Here is a 17,952-nt window from a genome sequence, read left to right as displayed (position 1 = left end):
CATGACGCAGTATCGGATCAGTGAAGCGGCCTCGCTCGTCGGCGTGAGCGATGACACGATCCGCAGGTGGGTGCACGACGGGCTGCTGCGAGTCGAGAAGGATTCCGCGGGCCGGCAAGTGGTCGCCGGCGACGACCTCGCAGCACGAGCCGTCGCGATCGCCGCGACCGTGCACGACACCAGCGCGGTGCAGCGGAGCGCCCGCAACCGCTTCGTCGGCCTCGTCACCCGCGTCGAGATCGACGGACTCATGGCCCAGGTCGAACTGCAGTGCGGGCCGCACCGGGTGGTCTCCCTCATGTCGGCCGAGGCGGCACGGGAGCTGCGCCTCGAGGTCGGTTCGAAGGCGGTCGCCGTCGTCAAGGCGACGATGGTCGCCCTCGAGACCGAGAACGAGGGCCGCGCATGATCCGGCGATTCCCGCTCATCGCGGCGTCGGCGGCGGTCGTCGCCCTCACCCTCGGTGGCTGCGCGGCTCCGGGCTCGGGCGGCGGCCAGGCCACCGACTCCCCCGCATCCGGCGCGCCCGAGGAAGGTCTGAGCGGAACGCTCACGATCTTCGCCGCCGCATCGCTCACGGCCGCCTTCGACGAACTCGCCGCCGAGTTCGAGGCTCGGCACCCCGACCTCGACGTCGCACCGATCACCTACGACGGCTCGGCTACCCTCGCCACACAGCTCATCGAGGGCGCAGCGGCCGATGTGTTCGCGTCCGCCGACGAACGGAACATGGCGAAGCTCGACGACGCCGGCCTCCTCGGCGGCGAGCCCGAGACCTTCGCGACGAACGTGCTCGAGATCGCCGTGGAGTCCGGCAATCCGCTCGACATCGAGGGCCTCGACGACCTCGGCGACGAGGCATCCGCTCACCCGCTCGTCGTGGTCTGCGCGCCCGAGGTGCCCTGCGGCACCGCGGCGGCGAAGCTCCTCGAGCTCGCCGGGGTCGCGCTGACCCCCGCGAGCGAAGAGCAGAACGTGAGCGCGGTGCTCACGAAGGTGCGTTCCGGCGAGGCCGACGCCGGGCTCGTCTACGTCACCGACATCGCGGCGGCGGCGGGCGACGTCGACGGCGTCCCGATCGAGGGCGCGGATGCCGCGACGAACGTCTACCCGATCGCCGAGCTCGCCGGGGCGGCCAATCCCGAGGCGGCACGCGCATTCGTCGAGTTCGTGCATTCGCCGGACGGGGCGGCCGTACTCGCCTCGTACGGATTCGGGAGCCCGTGACGACGACCGACGCCGCCCGTCGCACCGAGCAGGCGCCTCGAGCACCGCGAGCGCGTGCGCGGAACGACGTCGGCGCGGGGTTCCCCTCGTGGCTCCTCCTTCCGGCCGCGCTCGGCGCCGCGCTCCTCGTGCTTCCGCTCGTCGCCCTGCTCGTGCGTCTCGACTGGGCGGGGGTGCCGGCCGCGGTCGCCTCCCCTGCCGCACTCGAGGCACTCGCCCTCTCGCTCTCGACGGCGAGCATCGCGACCGTCGTGTGCATCGTGCTCGGGGTGCCGCTCGCCGTCGTCATCGCCCGCAGTTCGCGGGGCATCGCCGCGGTGCTCCGAACGCTCGCGACGCTGCCGCTCGTGCTCCCGCCGCTCGTCGGGGGCATCGCGCTGCTGGCACTGCTCGGCCGGAACGGACTGCTCGGCGGCGTGCTCGACGTCGCCGGCATCCGGGTGCCGTTCACGACCGCGGCCGTGGTGATCGCACAGGCGTTCGTCGCGCTGCCGTTCCTCGTGATCTCGGTCGAGGGGGCGCTGCGCACCGCCGGCACTCGGTACGAGGCCGTCGCAGCGGGGCTCGGCGCGAGCCGGTCGACGGTCTTCCGGCGCATCACCCTGCCCCTCGTCGGCCCAGGGCTCCTCGCGGGCACCGTGCTGTGCTTCGCCCGAGCGCTCGGCGAGTTCGGCGCGACCGCGCTCTTCGCCGGCAACGCGGCCGGCACCACCCGCACCATGCCGCTCGCGATCTACACGGCGTTCAACGGGGCCGGGGTCAGCGAGGACATCGCGATCGCCCTCTCGCTCATGCTCATCTGCGTCGCCGTCGCGGTGCTGCTCGTGATGCGCGGCTGGCGTGAGGATGCCGCGAGGTGAACGGCGACGCGGCATCCGAGGGCCTCGTGGCCGACGTCACGACCCGACGCGGCGACTTCGCGCTCGACGTCTCGCTTCGCGTCGCTCCGGGCGAGACCCTCGCGGTGCTCGGCCCGAACGGCTCGGGCAAGACCACGCTGCTGCAGACGATCGCGGGCACCCTCGCCGTCGACCGTGGCGCGGTGCACCTCGCCGGGCGCGAGCTCGGCTCGGCGGAGCCGGGGCGACCGCGACGCCATGTCGGCCCCGAGGGCCGGCGGGTGGGCCTGCTCGGCCAGCAGCCGCTCCTCTTCCCGCACCTGAGCGCGCTCGACAACGTCGCCTTCGGCCCCCGGGCCCAGGGCATGGGCGCGTCGGCGTCGCGCGAGACGGCGAGACGCTGGCTCGCGCGAGTCGGGTTGGCGGAGCTCGCGTCACGGCGCCCGCTCGCGCTGTCGGGCGGTCAGCGGCAGCGCGTGGCCCTCGCCCGCACGCTCGCGGCACGCCCCGAGGTGCTCCTGCTCGACGAGCCCTTCACCGCCCTCGACGTGGAGACCGGCCCCGAGATGCGAGCGCTCATCGCCGAGCGCCCGTGGCCTGCGCCGATCCCCATCCTGCTCGTGACCCACGATCCGCTCGACGCGATCGTGCTCGCCGACCGCGCCGCGATCCTGCACGACGGGCGCATCGTGCAGCAGGGCGCGACGGCCGAGGTGCTCGGTCACCCTGCGAGCCCGTTCGTCGCGGCACTCGCGGGAGTGAACCTCGTGATCGGGGTGGTCGACGCCGACGGGGACATCGTCGCGAGCCCGACGGGCACTGGCACGGCGGGCACGGGCGTCGCGGGCAGTATGGGGAGCGCGACGAGCACCGGCGCCGGCCCAGTGCTCCGCGCGGCGGGCGCGCCGCCGGCCTCGGGCACTCGGGTCGCGGCGGTGTTCAGCCCCGGTGCGGTGCACGTCGCGCCGACCGTGTCCGGCGGGGCCGCGGCATCCGTCAACAGCTGGACCGGCACCGTGGCCGTGCTGCAGCCGGTTCCCGGCGGTGTGCGCATCGGCATCGCGGAACACCCCCGGCTCTTCGTCGACGTGCCCTCGGCCGCCGCGGTCTCGCTCGACCTGAGCACCGGCGCGAGGCTCGTGTTCACGATTCCGGCGACGGAGGTCTCGGTGCGGGCGCTGCCCGCCGCGGTGCTACGGTAGACGCCACGAACAGGGGGTGCTCCCGTGACGTCGAGATCATCGGTCGATCCGCCCCGTTCCAATGGCGGCGCGGGCATCGGTGCGCGACGCCTGCCCGCGACGGGCCGGCTCGCCGATCGCCGAGGCCGCGCGCTCCGCGACCTCCGCATCTCGGTCACCGATCGCTGCAACTTCCGCTGCGTCTACTGCATGCCCAAGACCGTGTTCGGCCGCGACTACGCCTTCCTCGAGCGCGACGAGATGCTCGACTTCGACGAGATCACCCGACTCGCGCGCATCGCCGCGGCGCACGGCGTCGAGAAGCTCCGGCTCACGGGCGGTGAACCGCTGCTCCGACGCGGCATCGAAGACCTCATCGCGCGTCTCGCCGAACTCCGCACGCCCGACGGCCGCCCGCTCGAGATCGCCCTCACCACGAACGGCGCGGCGCTCTCCGTGAAGGCCGCGGCGCTGAAGGCCGCCGGCCTCACCCGGGTCACCGTCTCGCTCGATTCCCTCGACGACGAGGTGTTCCGGGCGATGAACGACGTCGGCTTCCCCATCGCGAAGGTGCTCGACGGCATGGAGGCCGCCCGAGAGGCCGGGCTCGGTCCGATCAAGGTCAACATGGTCGTGAAGCGCGGCATGAACGACCACGAGGTGCTGCCGATGGCCCGGCACTTCCACGGCACGCCGTTCAGCCTGCGGTTCATCGAGTACATGGACGTCGGCACCTCGAACGGCTGGAGCCTCGACGAGGTCGTGCCCTCGGCCGAGATCGTCGAGCAGATCCACCGCGAGCTGCCGCTCGAGCCGGTGGGCGAACTCGTGCCCGGAGAGACGGCGACGCGCTGGCGCTACCGTGACGGCGGCGGCGAGATCGGCGTGATCTCGAGCGTCACGCAGACGTTCTGCGGCACCTGCAATCGCGCCCGCATCTCGACCGACGGCCGTCTCTTCACCTGTCTCTTCGCCTCGGAGGGCCACGACCTGCGGGCGCTGCTGCGGGGCGGCATCGACGACGACGAGCTCGCTGCCGCGATGAGCGCCATCTGGGGCCGACGCGACGACCGCTACTCCGAGGTGCGTGCGGGCCTCACGCCCGAACTGCGCGGGGCGCGTCCGAAGATCGAGATGTCGTACATCGGCGGGTGACGGCCCGCCGGGTTCAGAGCCCGACCCACTCCGAGACGCCGTCGACGAAGTGCTGCCGCTTCCAGATCGGCACCCGCCGCTTGACGAGCTCGACGAGGCGTTCGCACGCGTCGAACGCCTCGGCGCGGTGCGCAGCGGATGCCGCGGCGCACAGTGCCACGTCGCCGATGCGCAGCTCTCCCACGCGGTGCGCCGCCGCCACCGCGATGCCGGTCTCGACCGCGATCTCGTTCACGCACTCGGCCAGGAACCGCTCGGCCTCGGGGTGTGCGCGGTAGTCGAGCGCGAGCACGCCGCGACCGCCGTCGTGGTCGCGCACGATGCCGAGGAACACGACGACGGCTCCGCTCGCGTCGGCCTCGACGGCGGAGCGCACCGCGCGTTCGTCGATCGGCTCGAGCGTGACGACGGCGAGTGGTTCGTTCATGCGCGTCGGCTCCTCGATGCTCAGGTTCACGGGTGACGGTGACGGGTGACGGATGCCGCGGCTCATCGCTGCACGAGATCGCCGGCCACCGCGGCGAAGCTCGTGATGCCGCCGGCCAGGTACTCGACCTCGGTCAGGCCGCGTTCGCGGAGCAGTCGGGCGGCACGTCGCGAGCGCAGGTCGTGCTCGCAGTAGACGATAACCGGCCCTGATCCGGGAGTCGGCCCCGCGCCACCGGCGAGCTCGGCGAGCGGCACGAGCACGCTGTCGCGGATGCGCCCGAGCGCGGCCTCCGCGGGCTCGCGCACGTCGAGCAGGGTGAGCGCGCCGCCCTCGCGGAGGCGTTCGAGCAGGCCCGCCGCCGTCACGGCGGTCACGGCCGAAGCGGCGTCGAACGCGGCATCCGTCGCCCGCCCCGCGGGCCGCAGCCCGCAGAACTCCTCGTAGTCGACGAGCGTCGTGATCTCGGGCGCGTCGGCGATCGCCGTGTAGGCGATCTCGCGCGACCGCCCCGAGAGGGCGTCGATCGTCGTCACCCGGCCGATGAGCGGCTCGCCGACGCCGGTGATGAGCTTCACGACCTCGGTGGCCATGAGCCCGCCGACCGTCGTGCAGAGACTCGGCAGCACGCCGCCCGCCTCGCACGAGAGCACCTCGTCTGGCGAGGGCGGCACGGGGAACAGGTCGCGGTATCCGGGGCCGTGCGCGTGCCACGCGGTGCCGACCTGACCGTGGAAGCGCAGGATCGCGCCCCAGACGAGCGGCACGCGAGCGAGCGAGGCGGCATCGTTCACGAGGTAGCGCGTCGGGAAGTTGTCGCTGCCGTCGACGACGAGGTCGTAACCGTCGAGCACCTCGGGCAGGTTCGCGGCGGCGAGGCGCGTGCGGTGGCGCACCACTCGGCAGTCGGGGTCGATCGCGGCGACCGTCTCGGCGAGCGAGTCGACCTTCGGCCTGCCGAGATCGGCGACGCCGTGGCTCGTCTGCCGGTGCAGGTTCGAGAGTTCGACGACGTCGTCGTCGGCGATGCCGATCGTGCCGACACCGGCGCCCGCGAGCGAGGGCACCACGACGCTGCCGAGCCCGCCGGCCCCCACGACGAGCACGCGGGCCGCGGCGAGGCGGCGCTGGGCGGTCTCGCCGAAGCCCGGCAGCATGAGCTGCCGGCTGAATCGTGCGATGCGCTCGGCCGTCAGCGGCGGGCCGGGCTCGACGAGCGGATGCATGACCGCCATTGTACGCAGCGGAGCCCGCCGCGGCCGGGGCTCCGGGCACTCACGCAGCCCGACGAGGCGGCCGATTCCCGACCTCGGCGGCACCGCTGCCGGTAGCATCGTGAGCATGACGATCGTGACCGTGCGGTACTTCGCGGCCGCCGCCGAAGCGGCCGGTCTCGACGAGGAGCGGCTCGAGATCGGCGACCCCGCGACGCTCGGCTCGCTCGGCGCGCTGCTCGTCGAACGCCACGGTTCATCGATGGCCAAGGTGCTCGCCTCCGGATCCTTCCTCGTCGACGGCACCGTGCGTCGTGACTCCGATCACCCGGTCGCCGCGCAGGTGGACATCCTGCCGCCGTTCGCCGGCGGCTGACTCCGAGGCGCATGATGCGGACCTTCGCCGAACACCAGCACGCGGTGCGTGAACTCCTCGCCCCGATCCGGGCCGCGCTCGACGAGCCCGCCGGGCTCGAGCACGTGGCGGTGCTCGACGGCCGCGCCGATCCCGGCTCGTCGGCACTCGGGCGAGTGCTCGGGCTCGCCGTCGACTCCCCCATGGACCTGCCCGCCTTCGCGAACTCGCAGATGGACGGGTACGCGGTGCGCTCGGCCGACCTCGCGGGCGCGCACCCCGGTGCACCGGTCTCGCTGCCGGTGGGCCCCACGAGCGCCGCCGGAGACCCGCTGGGGCGACACGCTCCGGGCACGGCCTCACCCGTCATGACCGGGGCGCCGATCCCCCTCGGTGCAGATGCCGTCGTGCCGATCGAGGCCGCCGACCCGCCCCGCTTCCCCGATCTCGGCGCCGACCGGCGAGACGCAGCGGCCGGCACCTTCGTCTCCTTCGACCGAGCGCCCCGGCCCGGCGCGTTCGTCCGCGGCATCGGCACCGACGTGGCCCGCGGCGAGCGACTCCTGCCCGCCGGCATCCGCCTGGGTCCGGCCCAGCTCGGCGCGCTGGCCGCGGCCGGGGTGACGACCGTCGCCGTTCGCCGGCCGGTCTCGGTGCTGCTGGTCTCGACGGGGCACGAGCTCCGCGCACCGGGCGAACGGCTCGAATCGGGTCAGATCCACGACGCCAACACGACGATGCTCGCGTCCGCGCTCCGCGAGAGCGGCGCGCGCGTGCGCGAGGCCGTCGCACCCGACGACACCTCGGCGCTCGTCTCCGCCATCGCGGCATCCGCCGGTCTCGTCGATCTCGTGGTGACGACGGGCGGCGTGAGCGAAGGCGCGTTCGAGGTCGTGCGCGAGGCCCTCGCCCCGCTCGGCGTCGCGTTCGTGAAGGTGGCGATCCAGCCGGGCGGACCGCAGGGGCTCGGCACCGCGGCGATCGAGACGGGTGACGGCGGGACCGTCGAGATCCCCGTCGTCGCGTTCCCCGGCAATCCCGTGAGCGCCCTCGTCTCATTCGAGCTGTTCCTGCGACCGGTGCTCCGGGCGCTCGCCGGCCTCACGCCCGACCGGCCGCGTGCACGGCTGCGGCTCGCGCACGAGGTGAGCTCACCGCTCGACAAGCACCAGGTGCGCCGGGGCGTGCTCGACGGCGACGGCGACGTCGAGGTCGGGGCGCCGAGCTCCCACCTGCTGCACGCCTACGCGAACGCCACCGTGCTCGTGCACCTGCCCGTGGGTGTCGGCGAGCTGCCGGCCGGCGCCCACGTCGACATCTGGAGGATCGATGACTGAACCACGCCTGACCCATCTGCGCGGAGACGGCTCCGCGCACATGGTCGACGTCACCGACAAGGCCGTGACCCGGCGCACTGCGAGCGCGCAGGCCGTGCTCGTCACCCGGATCGACGTGGTCGACGCCATCGCCGACGGCAGCCTGCCGAAGGGCGAGGCGATCGGCACCGCGCGCATCGCCGGCATCATGGCCGCCAAGCAGACCTCCACACTCATCCCCCTCTGCCACCCGCTGCCGCTCACGAAGCTCGACGTCGACATCACGCCCGACGGCGACCGCGTGCGCATCGTCGCCACCGTGACCACGAAGGGCGTGACGGGCGTCGAGATGGAGGCGCTGACGGCCGCGACCGTCTCGGCGCTGACGCTCTACGACATGATCAAGGCCGTCGACAACCGCGCGGTCGTCACCGACGTGATGGTGCTCGCGAAGGCGGGCGGCAAGAGCGGCGACTGGTCGCGCGAATGACTCCGCGCACGACCCCGGCCGGGCGGATGCCGCGTGCCGCCGTCGTCATCGTCGCGTCGACCCGTGCCGCGGCCGGCGTCGCCGCCGACCGCACCGGCCCGGCGATCGTCGCCTGGCTGGCCGAGCGCGACTTCGACGTCGTCGGACCCGAGGTCGTCGCCGACGGCCTGCCCGTCGCCGACGCCCTGCGACGGGCACTGGCCGGTCACCCGTCGATGATCATCACGACCGGCGGTACCGGCGTCTCCCCGAGCGACGGCACCCCAGAGGCGACCGCGGCGCTGCTCGATCGCGAACTGCCGGGCTTCATGGAGGAGCTGCGTCGTCGCGGAGCGGCGACGACGCCGACGGCGCTGCTCTCACGCGGCCTCGCGGGGGTGGCGGGGTCGACGCTCGTCGTGAACCTCCCGGGCTCGGCCGGCGGGGTCCGCGACGGTCTCGGGCTCCTCGGCGAGGTGCTCGAGCACACCCTCGACCAGCTCGCGGGCGGCGACCACCCGGCCTGAGCGCCCGACGCGCGAGCCGCTCGTCGATCGACGCCGGTCGCCGGGCTACGCCGCGTCGTTCCGACGACGAGGGCCGTCTCGCGTCAGGGCCGGGCGCCACGCGACGCGTTCACGCTCGAGCGGGAGGGCCAGGGCCGCCCAGAGCAGCAGCGCCACGCCGGCACCGGCGAGCGCCCCGCCGAGCGTGTCGGTCAGCCAGTGGGCTCCGAGATACGTGCGGCTGAACGCCATGAGCACCGTGTAGACCGCCCCGAGCACCCACACCCACGACCGCGGCACGAGCACGCCGACGACCACCGCGATCGTCGCCGCGTTCGCGACGTGGCCCGAGGGGAACGATCCGAAGTCGGAGACGACGATCATGTCCTCGGGTCGCACCCGGCCGAACAGGTGCTTCAGCACCTGCACGACTCCGGCGCTCGCCGCCGACGCCACGATGAAGTACAGCGCGCCCCACGGCCTCCGCACGACGAGCAGTACGATCGCCGCTCCGATCGGCACCACGAACACTCCGATGAATCCGCCGCCGAGCGTGTTCATGGCGTAGGCGAACCACTCGCCGAAGGGGGTGCGCAGACTCACCATGAGTTCGGCCCACGCCTCGTCGACGGCGAAGCGGTTCTCGCCGCCGCCCGCCGTGACGAGCATGCCGAGCAGCACCGCCAGCACGAGCGACACCGCGCCGGCGATGATCGGCACGCGACGGGAGACGCGCGTCCGAGTTGCAGGGCGCTCCGCGGGTTCGAGGCTCATGCCCTCACGCTACCGTCGGGCCTGCGGCATCCGCGTGACGTCGACGCCCGATTCGGCTCGGAGGCCCTTCGCCGTCAGTCGCTCAGCGGCGGCACGGTCCTCGGGCGCACGAGCAGCCACAGGGCCGCGATCGCCACGGCGCCCGCGAGCAGCATCACGAACGCCATGGGCACCGCGCTGCCGACGCCCATGAGGCCGATGAGCGGCGAGATGACGCCGGCGAGGCCGAAGTTCAGCGCGCCGAGCAGCGACGCCGCCGTGCCGGCCTCCGCGCCGTGATGGGCGAGCGCGAGCACCTGCACGGCGGGGAAGGCGAATCCGCAGGCGAGGATGTAGAACCAGAGCGGGATGGCCGTGCCCCAGAAGCCGCCGCCCGAAGCGTCGAGCACCATGATCGTCGCGGCCATCGCGAGGTGCGCGACCGTCGTGCCGGCGAGGATCCACTGCGGCTGCACCGAGCCGCGCATGAGACGGGAGCTCACCTGCACGCCGATGATCACGCCGACGGAGTTCACGGCGAAGAGCAAGCCGTACTCCTGCGCGTTGAAGGCGTAGAGATCCTGGAAGAGGAACGACGAGGTCGAGAGGTATCCGAACAGGCCCGTGAAGGTCATACCGCCGATGATCGCGGCGCCGAGGTAGACGCGGTCGCGGAAGAGCGCGGCGTAGCGGTCGCGCAGCGTGGAGTGACCCGAGACGTTGCGTCGCGAGGCCGGCAGGGTCTCGACGATGAAGAACGCGACCGCCACGACGACGACGGCGCCGTAGACGGCGAGCACGACGAAGATGCCGCGCCAGTCCATGACCTGGAGCAGTTGCGAGCCGATGACCGGCGCGAGCACCGGCGCGAGCCCGTTCACGAGCGCGAGGCGCGAGAGCATGCGCACGAGCGGCTTGCCGCCGAAGAGGTCGCGCACCATCGCCATGGCGACCACGCCGCCGGCAGCTGCACCGAAGCCCTGCAGCAGTCGGAAGACCGAGAGCCAGACGATGTCGGGGGCGAACGCAGCGGCGAGGGATGCCGCGATGTGCAGGGCCGTCGCGAGGATGAGCGGCAGTCGGCGACCCACCTTGTCGCTCCACGGGCCCACGATGAGCTGGCCGAGCCCGAACCCGATCATCGTTCCCGTGAGCGTCAGTTGCACGGCCGAGGCGGAGACGCCGAGCTCGTCCTGCAGCACCGGGAAGGCGGGCAGGTAGAGGTCGACCGTGAAGGGGCCGAGCGCCGTGAGCGCACCGAGCACGAGCACGTAGACGAGTCGCTGCCGGCTGGTCAGGCGGTCGCCCGGGTGCGACGGCCGGTCGTAGTCGTCGGGGCGGATGACGGGGATGGATGACGTGGAGGACATTGGCGTGTTCCAGGCGTGCTCGGATGCGGCGGCGCACGCCCTCGGACGCCGGGAGACGGGGAAGCGGCGTCCCGTGGGACGCCGCCGTGGGTGCGATTCGGCCGTGGCGCGGCTCGAATCGATTCGACAGCGCACAAGTCTATGCGAGGCGAGCACGAGCGCACAACAGTGGATCGCCCGTGGCGCCCTGCGTTCGGACAGGTCAGCCGTGCGCGAGCGGATCCGCCAGCAGGGCGGAGAAGGCGGCTTCCGCCGCACCGATCATGAGGCGATCCTCGCCGAGCGCGGCGACCCGGATCGCGAGCCGCTCGGTCGCCGCGGGCATCGCCTGCTGTGCGACCTCGGCCTCGAGGGCGCCCGGGTCGTCCTCGGCGACGGTCGCGAGGAAGCCGCCGAGCACCACGAGCGAGGGGTTCAGCGCGTTGACCGCGTTCGCGAGCGCCGTTGCGAGGATGCGCCGCTGTCGAGCGAGCTCTCCCGCGGCTTCGGGCCCGGTCGATCCGGCGAGCGCCGCCGCGAGCGTCGGTTCGTCGCCGCCCGCGAGGCCCGCCACCTCGAGCAACCGCCCCCGGCTCACCTCATCCTCGAGCACTCCGCCCTCGGCGCGTCGATCGGCAGCGTCGGCGATGCCGGGGCGGTTCTGGCCGAACTCGCCCGCATAGCCGCCGGCTCCGCCCACAAGGCGGCCGTCGAGCACGATGCCGCCGCCGATGCCGCTCGCGCCGCCGTTCAGGTAGACGAGGTCGTCGACGCCGCGACCGGCACCGAAGAGGTGCTCGGCGGTCGCGCCGAGACTCGCGTCGTTTCCGGCCGTGGCGGGCAGGCCGGTCGCCTCCTCGACGAGGGCGCGGATCGGAGCGTCCTCCCAGCCGAGATGCGGCGCCAGCCGCACCATGCCGTCGGACGCCCGTACGAGGCCCGGCACCGCGAGGCCGACGGCGACGATGCGCGAGGTGCGCAGCGCGGTCTCCCGCCAGAGTGCGAGCGTGTCGGCCACGATCGCCGCGACCTCCTCGGGCGTGACCAGGTGATCGACGTCGAGCCGGAGACGCATCGGCACGGAGCCGTCGAGTCCGACCGCGGCGACGGTCACCGCGTCGACCTCGGGGTTGACGGCGAGGGCGAGCACACGTGGATCGGCGGCGATCACCGGAGAGGGCCGACCGACCCGGTTGGTCGGGTCGGGTGCGCGTTCGACCACGAGACCGAGGTCGACCAGCTCGGCGGCGAGCGATGCCACGGTGGAGCGGTTGAGCGCGGTCAATGCGGTCAGTCGCGCGCGCGACAGCGGACCTTCGAGGTGCACGAGCCCGAGCACTTTCGAGAGGTTTCGCCGGTGGACGCCGTCGAGGGTGCCGTCTCGTTCTGTCACGCGACAACTCTAGGTGCGTCGCGAAATCCGGACGGCTCGGCACGCCGTATTTGTTGTGGTTGACAGCATATTGATCGCCCGCGTATATTCGAGGCGTCCAGATCACTTTCGACACGGACGTCGAAACTTTCGAGAGGTTCAATGATGAACAGACGCAGCACCATCCGGCTCGTCGCCCTCGCCGCCGCCGCGGGAATCGCGGTCGCCTCGCTCACCGCCTGTTCGGCGGGAGGCGATGACGACGGCGGAGGAGACGGCGACGTCACCCTCACCTGGTGGCACAACGCAACGTCCGGACCGATGCCCGCCGTCTGGGAGGAGGTGGCCGCAGAGTTCGAGGAGGCGCATCCCGGGGTGACGGTCGAGCAGACCGGATACCAGAACGAGGAACTCCAGCGCACGCTGATCCCGAACGCCCTCGCGGCCGGCGACCCGCCCGACCTGTTCCAGGTCTGGCCCGGCGGCGAACTGCGCGGCCAGGTCGCCAACGACTACCTCATGCCGCTCGACGAGGCCATCCCCGACACCGTCTCGAGCGTCGGCGCCACCGTGAACCCCTGGCAGGTCGACGGCACCACCTACGGCATCCCGTTCACGTTCGGCATCGAGGGCTTCTGGTACAACACCGAGCTCTTCGAGCAGGCCGGCATCGACGAGACCCCGACGACCCTCGATGAACTCGTCGATGCAGTGGGCGCATTGCGCGAGGCCGGCATCACCCCGATCGCCGTCGGCGCGGGCGACAAGTGGCCGGCCGCGCACTGGTGGTACCAGTTCGCGCTGCACTCCTGCTCCCCCGAGGTGCTGCAGGCGGCCGAGTCCGATCTCGACTTCACCGACGACTGCTGGGTCGAAGCGGGCGAGCAGCTCGAGGAGTTCCTCGGTGTCGAACCGTTCCAGGAGGGCTTCCTCGGCACCCCCGCCCAGACCGGCGCCGGCAGTTCCGCCGGCCTCATGGCGAACGGGCAGGCGGCGATGGAACTCATGGGCCACTGGAACTCCGGCCAGATCGGCGGTCTCACCGCCGATGGCGAGGTACCCGCGTTCCTCGGATGGTTCCCCTTCCCCGGCATCGAAGGCGCGGCAGGCGACCCGACCGCGTCGCTCGGCGGCGGCGACGGCTTCGCGTGCTCGGCCGAGGCGCCACCGGAGTGCGCAGAGCTGCTCGCCTACATCATGAGCGAAGACGTCCAGGCCCGCTTCGCGGCGAGCGGCTCGGGCATTCCGACCGTATCGGCCGCCGTGGCGTCGCTCGAGGACCCGAACCTGAAGACCGTCGCCGAAGGACTCGCCGACTCCTCCTTCGTCCAGATCTGGCTCGACACCGCCTACGGCACCACCGTCGGCAACGCCATGAACGAGGGCATCGTGAACCTCTTCGGCGGCGCGGGCACGCCTGCGGACATCGTCAAGAAGATGCAGGACGCGGCGGCGACGCTCTGACCATGACCAGCGTCATCGAATCGGTCGGGTCCGCGGTCTCCGCGGGCCCGGCCCCCGCCCGTCATCCCCGCCCCGGGGCCGGCAGGGCGCGCAAGCGGGCCGAGATCGTCCTGTTCGTCGGTCCGGCCCTGCTCCTGTTCCTCGGCTTCGTGATCCTGCCCGTCCTCCTCGCGGGCGTCTACAGCTTCTACAACCTGCCGCAGGCGTTCCAATGGGACGACCTCGCCGACCCCGAGCGGTTCGTCGGGTTCGCCAACTACGTGCGAGCCCTCGAAGACCCCGCGTTCATCAGGTCGGTCGGCAACAACTTCCTGATCCTGTCGCTGTCGCTGCTCATCCAGGGTCCGCTCGCGATCGGCATCGCGCTGCTGCTCAACCGCAGGCTGCGGGGCCGCGGCGTGCTCCGCCTCCTCATCTTCGTGCCGTACGTGCTCGCCGAGGTGATCGCCGGCCTCTCCTGGAAGCTGCTGCTGCAGCCGCAGGGCGGCGTGAACGCCCTGCTCGAGGCCCTGGGCCTCGGCGCGTTCACGCAGAACTGGCTCGCCGATCCGAACATCGCCCTCTGGACGATGTTCGCCATCCTCACCTGGAAGTACGTCGGCTTCGCGATCCTCCTGATGCTCGCCGGGTTGCAGGGCGTGCCCGAGGAACTCGCCGAGGCCGCGGCGATCGACGGCGCCAGCTGGTGGCAGGTCCAGCGGCACATCACGATCCCCCTGCTCGGTCCGACGATCCGGATCTGGGCCTTCCTCTCGATCATCGGGGCGCTGCAGCTCTTCGACATGGTCTGGGTCACCACGCGCGGCGGCCCCCTCAACGCGACCTCGACGATGGCCACCTACATGGTCGAGAAGGGCCAGTTCGGCGGCCAGCCCGGCTTCGGCAGCGCCGTCGCCGTCATCCTGTTCCTCATCTCCCTGGTCATCGCACTCGTCTACCAGCGCTTCGCCCTCCGCCGTGACCTCGCCGGCTCCATCACGAGAGGAGTGCGCTGATCATGTCAGTCGCTTCCCCCGCCCTGGGCGGGACCCGCACCAGCGAGCACGATCCCGTCACCCGTCACCGCTTCGACTGGGGCCAACCGTTCATCGTGCTCCTCGCACTCGTCATCGCCGCGATCGCGATCGGGCCGGTGCTCTACGTGTTCGTCGGCGGCTTCCGGACGACGGCCGATCTCAACGCGAATCCGGTGGGGCTGCCCTCACCCTGGACCCTCGACAACTGGAGCGCCGTGCTCGGCTCCCCCCGGTTCTGGGGCAATGTCGCCTCGAGCATGATCCTCGCCGTCGGCACGACGGCGGGCGTCGTCATCGTCGGCGTCATGGCCGCGTTCGTGATCGCGCGCTACACCTTCCGCGGGCGCGAGGGGCTGTACTTGCTGTTCGCCGCCGGGCTGATGTTCCCCCTCACCGTCGCGGCCCTGCCACTGACGCTGCTGCTGCGAACACTCGGACTCCACGGCACGTTCCTGGGGGTCATCATCCCGTCCATCGCCTTCGCCCTGCCGACGACGATCATCATCCTCGTGCCGTTCCTCCGAGCCATCCCCGATGAACTCGAGGAGGCCGCGGCCATCGACGGCACGACCCGTGTCGGCTTCTTCTGGCGCATCCTGCTCCCCCTGTCGATGCCGGGGCTCGTCACGGTCGGCGTGCTCGCCTTCGTCGGCAGCTGGAACGGCTACCTGCTCCCCCTGCTCGTCATCAGCACGGGAACGCTCCCGCAGGAGCTCTGGCCGCTGCCGCTCGGCGTGACCCAGTTCTCGACGCAGTACTCGCAGGACACCGGCGCGGTGCTCGCCTACACGTCGTTGTCGATGATCCCGGCACTCGTGTTCTTCCTGTTCGCCGAGAAGCGCATCGTCGGCGGCCTCACCGGGGCGGTGAAGGGATGACGAACGTGGAGGATCGAATGACGGATGCCCCGTGGCACGACGCCTCGCTCGCCATCGAGGAGCGCGTCGACGCGCTCGTCGCCGCGATGACGCTCGAGGAGAAGCTCGCACAGCTCTACGGCGTCTGGGTCGGGGCATCCGATGACGGCGGCGACGTCGCCCCGCACCAGCACGACCTCGACGACGCCGTCGACCTCGACGAACTGCTGCCGTCGGGGCTCGGCCAGCTCACCCGGCAGTTCGGCACCGCTCCGGTCGACGCGGCGCTCGGCGCGCTCTCGCTCGCCCGCACCCAGCAGCGCATCGTGGCCGCGAACCGCTTCGGCATCCCGGCCGTCGCGCACGAGGAGTGCCTCGCGGGCTTCGCCGCATGGGGGGCCACCGCCTACCCGGTCCCGCTGTCGTGGGGCGCGACCTTCGACCCAGCGCTCGTCGAGCGGATGGCTCGCCGCATCGGCGACGACATGCGATCGGTCGGCGTGCACCAAGGACTCGCGCCCGTGCTCGACGTCGTGCGCGACGCGCGGTGGGGCCGGGTCGAGGAGACGATCGGCGAGGATCCCTACCTCGTCGCAACGGTCGGCAGCGCCTACGTGCGCGGCCTCGAGTCCTCGGGCGTCGTCGCGACGCTCAAGCACTTCGTCGGCTACTCCGCCTCCCGAGCAGGTCGGAACCTCGCACCCGTCTCGGTCGGCAGTCGCGAGCTGGCCGACGTGCTGCTGCCGCCGTTCGAGATGGCGATCCGCGAGGGCGGAGCCCGCAGCGTGATGAACTCGTACACCGACCTCGACGGCGTGCCGTCGGCCGCCGACCGCTCGTTGCTCACCGGGCTGCTCCGCGACACGTGGGGGTTCGACGGCACCGTCGTCGCCGACTACTTCGCGATCGCGTTCCTGAAGCTGCTGCACGGCACCGCGGCGACATGGGCCGAGGCCGCGGGCGCGGCGCTCACCGCGGGCATCGACGTCGAACTGCCGACGGTGAAGACGTTCGGCGAGCCGTTGCGACGGGCGGTCGAGCAGGGAGTCGTCGAGCCGTCGCTCGTCGACACGGCACTGCGCCGAGTGCTCCGCCAGAAGGGCCAGCTCGGCCTCCTCGACGCCGACTGGTCGGCACTGCCCCCGGCGCTCGCAGGGGCCGACGTCGACGGCCTCGACCGGCTGCGCGGCACGGTCGACCTCGATCCGGCCGGCAACCGCGCCCTGGCCCGGGAACTCGCCGAGCGCGCCATCGTGCTCGTGCGCAACGACGGCACGCTGCCGCTCGCGGCGCCGGGCGTCATCGCCGTCGTCGGGCCGAACCTCGACGACCCGTATGCGATGCTCGGCTGCTACTCCTTCCCCGCCCACGTGGTGTCGCAGCATCCGGGGGTCGCGCTCGGCATCCGGGTTCCGACCCTGCTCGAGGCGCTGCGCGACGAGTTCCCCGCGAGCGAGATCCGCTGGGCGAACGGCACGAGCGTCGACGGTGGCGAGACCGACGAGATCGCGGATGCCGCGGCGCTCGCGGCGTCCGCCGACGTCGTGATCCTCGCACTCGGCGATCGTGCGGGGCTCTTCGGCCGCGGCACGAGCGGCGAGGGCTGCGATGCCGAATCGCTCGAGCTGCCGGGCGCACAGCAGCAGCTCGTCGACGCGGTGCTCGACACCGGGACCCCGGCCGTGCTGGCGCTCCTCGCGGGGCGGCCCTACGCCCTCGGGCGCGCGAGCCGCGAGGCCGCCAGCATCGTGCAGGCCTTCTTCGCTGGCGAGGAGGGCGCCCCCGCCCTCGCCGGCGTGCTGAGCGGGCGGATCAATCCGAGCGGCCGACTGCCCGTGAGCATCCCGGCGACGGCGGGCTCCCAGCCCACCACCTACCTCGCGCCCCCGTTGGCCCGCGCGAACGACGTCTCGAACGTCGATCCGACACCGGCGTACGCATTCGGTCACGGCCTCGGCTATTCGCCGTTCGTCTGGGATGCGTTCGACGCCGATGTCGCAGAGACGGGCACCGACGGTGCGGTGACCGTGCGCCTCCGCGTCCGGAACGCGGGCGATCGCGCGGGCACCGAGATCGTGCAGCTCTACCTGCACGATCCGGTCGCGTCGGTCGTGCGCCCCGTTCAGCGGCTCATCGGTTTCGCCCGCGTGGAGCTCGAGCCCGAGGCATCCGCAGCGGTGTCGTTCACGGTGCCCGCCGACCTCGCCTCGTTCACGGGGCGCGACGGGCGGCGCATCGTCGAACCCGGCGACCTCGTGCTGAGCGCCGGCCGGTCGAGCGCCGAGATGCCGTTCGCGCACATCGTGCGCCTCACGGGCCCGGTGCGCGAGGTCGATCACACCCGGCGGCTGCATCCCGAGGTGTCGATCGCAGTGACGACTGCCGCGGCATCCGTCACCGGCTGACCTCGACTGCGATCACCGCGCCGCCGGGATTTCCGCCGGGGGCGCGG

18 protein-coding genes are annotated in these 17,952 nt (G+C 72.3%); 13 read left to right on the top strand and 5 right to left on the bottom strand.

The annotated features are described in order from the left end of the window. The first annotated feature begins 1 nt into the window (after nucleotide 1). The 5 genes from ACFTQE_RS14155 (at nucleotide 2) to moaA (ending at nucleotide 4,402) form a co-directional block, all read left to right on the top strand. Nucleotides 2–409, top strand: coding sequence for a molybdopterin-binding protein (locus ACFTQE_RS14155; RefSeq protein WP_376925675.1), 408 nt, complete (start codon nucleotides 2–4; stop codon nucleotides 407–409). Beyond that, complete coding sequence (gene modA, locus ACFTQE_RS14150) at nucleotides 406–1,227, top strand: molybdate ABC transporter substrate-binding protein (RefSeq protein WP_376925674.1); 822 nt, start codon at nucleotides 406–408, stop codon at nucleotides 1,225–1,227. Before ACFTQE_RS14155 ends, modA begins: the two co-directional genes overlap by 4 nt. Continuing rightward, the gene (locus ACFTQE_RS14145) at nucleotides 1,224–2,087 is read left to right on the top strand and encodes an ABC transporter permease (protein ID WP_376925673.1); all 864 of its coding nucleotides are present in this window, start codon (nucleotides 1,224–1,226) and stop codon (nucleotides 2,085–2,087) included. Before modA ends, ACFTQE_RS14145 begins: the two co-directional genes overlap by 4 nt. Beyond that, complete coding sequence (locus ACFTQE_RS14140) at nucleotides 2,084–3,268, top strand: sulfate/molybdate ABC transporter ATP-binding protein (RefSeq protein ID WP_376925672.1); 1,185 nt, start codon at nucleotides 2,084–2,086, stop codon at nucleotides 3,266–3,268. Before ACFTQE_RS14145 ends, ACFTQE_RS14140 begins: the two co-directional genes overlap by 4 nt. 90 nt (nucleotides 3,269–3,358) lie before the next feature. Further along, the gene (moaA, locus tag ACFTQE_RS14135; RefSeq protein WP_376925686.1) at nucleotides 3,359–4,402 is read left to right on the top strand and encodes a GTP 3',8-cyclase MoaA; all 1,044 of its coding nucleotides are present in this window, start codon (nucleotides 3,359–3,361) and stop codon (nucleotides 4,400–4,402) included. Between the two features lie 13 nt (nucleotides 4,403–4,415). Here the strand turns inward: moaA and ACFTQE_RS14130 are convergent, their stop codons facing one another. Continuing rightward, the gene (locus ACFTQE_RS14130) at nucleotides 4,416–4,829 is read right to left on the bottom strand and encodes a molybdenum cofactor biosynthesis protein MoaE (RefSeq protein WP_376925671.1); all 414 of its coding nucleotides are present in this window, start codon (nucleotides 4,827–4,829) and stop codon (nucleotides 4,416–4,418) included. 62 nt (nucleotides 4,830–4,891) lie between these two features. Continuing rightward, nucleotides 4,892–6,055, bottom strand: a complete 1,164-nt coding sequence (locus ACFTQE_RS14125; RefSeq protein WP_376925670.1) for a ThiF family adenylyltransferase — start codon at nucleotides 6,053–6,055, stop codon at nucleotides 4,892–4,894. Nucleotides 6,056–6,170: 115 nt separating this feature from the next. Here ACFTQE_RS14125 and ACFTQE_RS14120 point away from each other — a divergent pair, with 115 nt between their 5' ends. The 4 genes from ACFTQE_RS14120 to ACFTQE_RS14105 are packed head-to-tail and all read left to right on the top strand — an operon-like array spanning nucleotide 6,171 to nucleotide 8,710. Further along, the gene (locus ACFTQE_RS14120; RefSeq protein WP_376925669.1) at nucleotides 6,171–6,419 is read left to right on the top strand and encodes a MoaD/ThiS family protein; all 249 of its coding nucleotides are present in this window, start codon (nucleotides 6,171–6,173) and stop codon (nucleotides 6,417–6,419) included. 11 nt (nucleotides 6,420–6,430) lie between these two features. Continuing rightward, on the top strand, nucleotides 6,431–7,735 hold the full coding sequence (gene glp, locus ACFTQE_RS14115) for a gephyrin-like molybdotransferase Glp (protein ID WP_376925668.1): 1,305 nt from the start codon (nucleotides 6,431–6,433) through the stop codon (nucleotides 7,733–7,735). Then, nucleotides 7,728–8,204, top strand: coding sequence for a cyclic pyranopterin monophosphate synthase MoaC (gene moaC / locus ACFTQE_RS14110; RefSeq protein ID WP_179550818.1), 477 nt, complete (start codon nucleotides 7,728–7,730; stop codon nucleotides 8,202–8,204). The genes glp and moaC overlap by 8 nt, the downstream gene beginning before the upstream one ends. Further along, on the top strand, nucleotides 8,201–8,710 hold the full coding sequence (locus ACFTQE_RS14105; RefSeq protein WP_376925667.1) for a molybdenum cofactor biosynthesis protein B: 510 nt from the start codon (nucleotides 8,201–8,203) through the stop codon (nucleotides 8,708–8,710). Before moaC ends, ACFTQE_RS14105 begins: the two co-directional genes overlap by 4 nt. A gap of 45 nt (nucleotides 8,711–8,755) precedes the next feature. On the opposite strand, the gene ACFTQE_RS14100 is transcribed toward ACFTQE_RS14105, so the two are convergent. The 3 genes from ACFTQE_RS14100 to ACFTQE_RS14090 form a co-directional block, all read right to left on the bottom strand. Further along, nucleotides 8,756–9,463, bottom strand: a complete 708-nt coding sequence (locus ACFTQE_RS14100) for a phosphatase PAP2 family protein (protein WP_376925666.1) — start codon at nucleotides 9,461–9,463, stop codon at nucleotides 8,756–8,758. A gap of 74 nt (nucleotides 9,464–9,537) precedes the next feature. Then, nucleotides 9,538–10,812 (bottom strand): multidrug effflux MFS transporter, encoded by a 1,275-nt coding sequence (locus ACFTQE_RS14095; protein ID WP_376925665.1) that lies wholly within the window; start codon nucleotides 10,810–10,812, stop codon nucleotides 9,538–9,540. A 202-nt stretch (nucleotides 10,813–11,014) separates the two neighbouring features. After that, nucleotides 11,015–12,184 (bottom strand): ROK family protein, encoded by a 1,170-nt coding sequence (locus tag ACFTQE_RS14090; protein WP_376925664.1) that lies wholly within the window; start codon nucleotides 12,182–12,184, stop codon nucleotides 11,015–11,017. Between the two features lie 144 nt (nucleotides 12,185–12,328). Here ACFTQE_RS14090 and ACFTQE_RS14085 point away from each other — a divergent pair, with 144 nt between their 5' ends. From ACFTQE_RS14085 to ACFTQE_RS14070, 4 genes are read left to right on the top strand one after another with little or no spacing between them, the layout of a single operon-like run. Beyond that, nucleotides 12,329–13,627: an ABC transporter substrate-binding protein gene (locus ACFTQE_RS14085; RefSeq protein ID WP_376925663.1), complete on the top strand. Its 1,299-nt coding sequence runs from the start codon at nucleotides 12,329–12,331 to the stop codon at nucleotides 13,625–13,627. Between the two features lie 2 nt (nucleotides 13,628–13,629). Continuing rightward, nucleotides 13,630–14,622 (top strand): carbohydrate ABC transporter permease, encoded by a 993-nt coding sequence (locus ACFTQE_RS14080; RefSeq protein ID WP_376925662.1) that lies wholly within the window; start codon nucleotides 13,630–13,632, stop codon nucleotides 14,620–14,622. 2 nt (nucleotides 14,623–14,624) lie between these two features. Further along, nucleotides 14,625–15,521 (top strand): carbohydrate ABC transporter permease, encoded by an 897-nt coding sequence (locus ACFTQE_RS14075; protein ID WP_376925661.1) that lies wholly within the window; start codon nucleotides 14,625–14,627, stop codon nucleotides 15,519–15,521. 17 nt (nucleotides 15,522–15,538) lie between these two features. Further along, nucleotides 15,539–17,905 (top strand): beta-glucosidase, encoded by a 2,367-nt coding sequence (locus ACFTQE_RS14070; RefSeq protein WP_376925660.1) that lies wholly within the window; start codon nucleotides 15,539–15,541, stop codon nucleotides 17,903–17,905. The last annotated feature ends 47 nt before the right edge of the window (nucleotides 17,906–17,952 follow it).

The sequence above is a fragment of the Agromyces sp. NPDC056965 genome (assembly GCF_042673425.1).
Taxonomy (GTDB): domain Bacteria; phylum Actinomycetota; class Actinomycetes; order Actinomycetales; family Microbacteriaceae; genus Agromyces.
The sequence above is the reverse complement of the archived record's forward strand: the minus strand, read 5'-3'. Positions and strand labels throughout refer to the sequence as shown.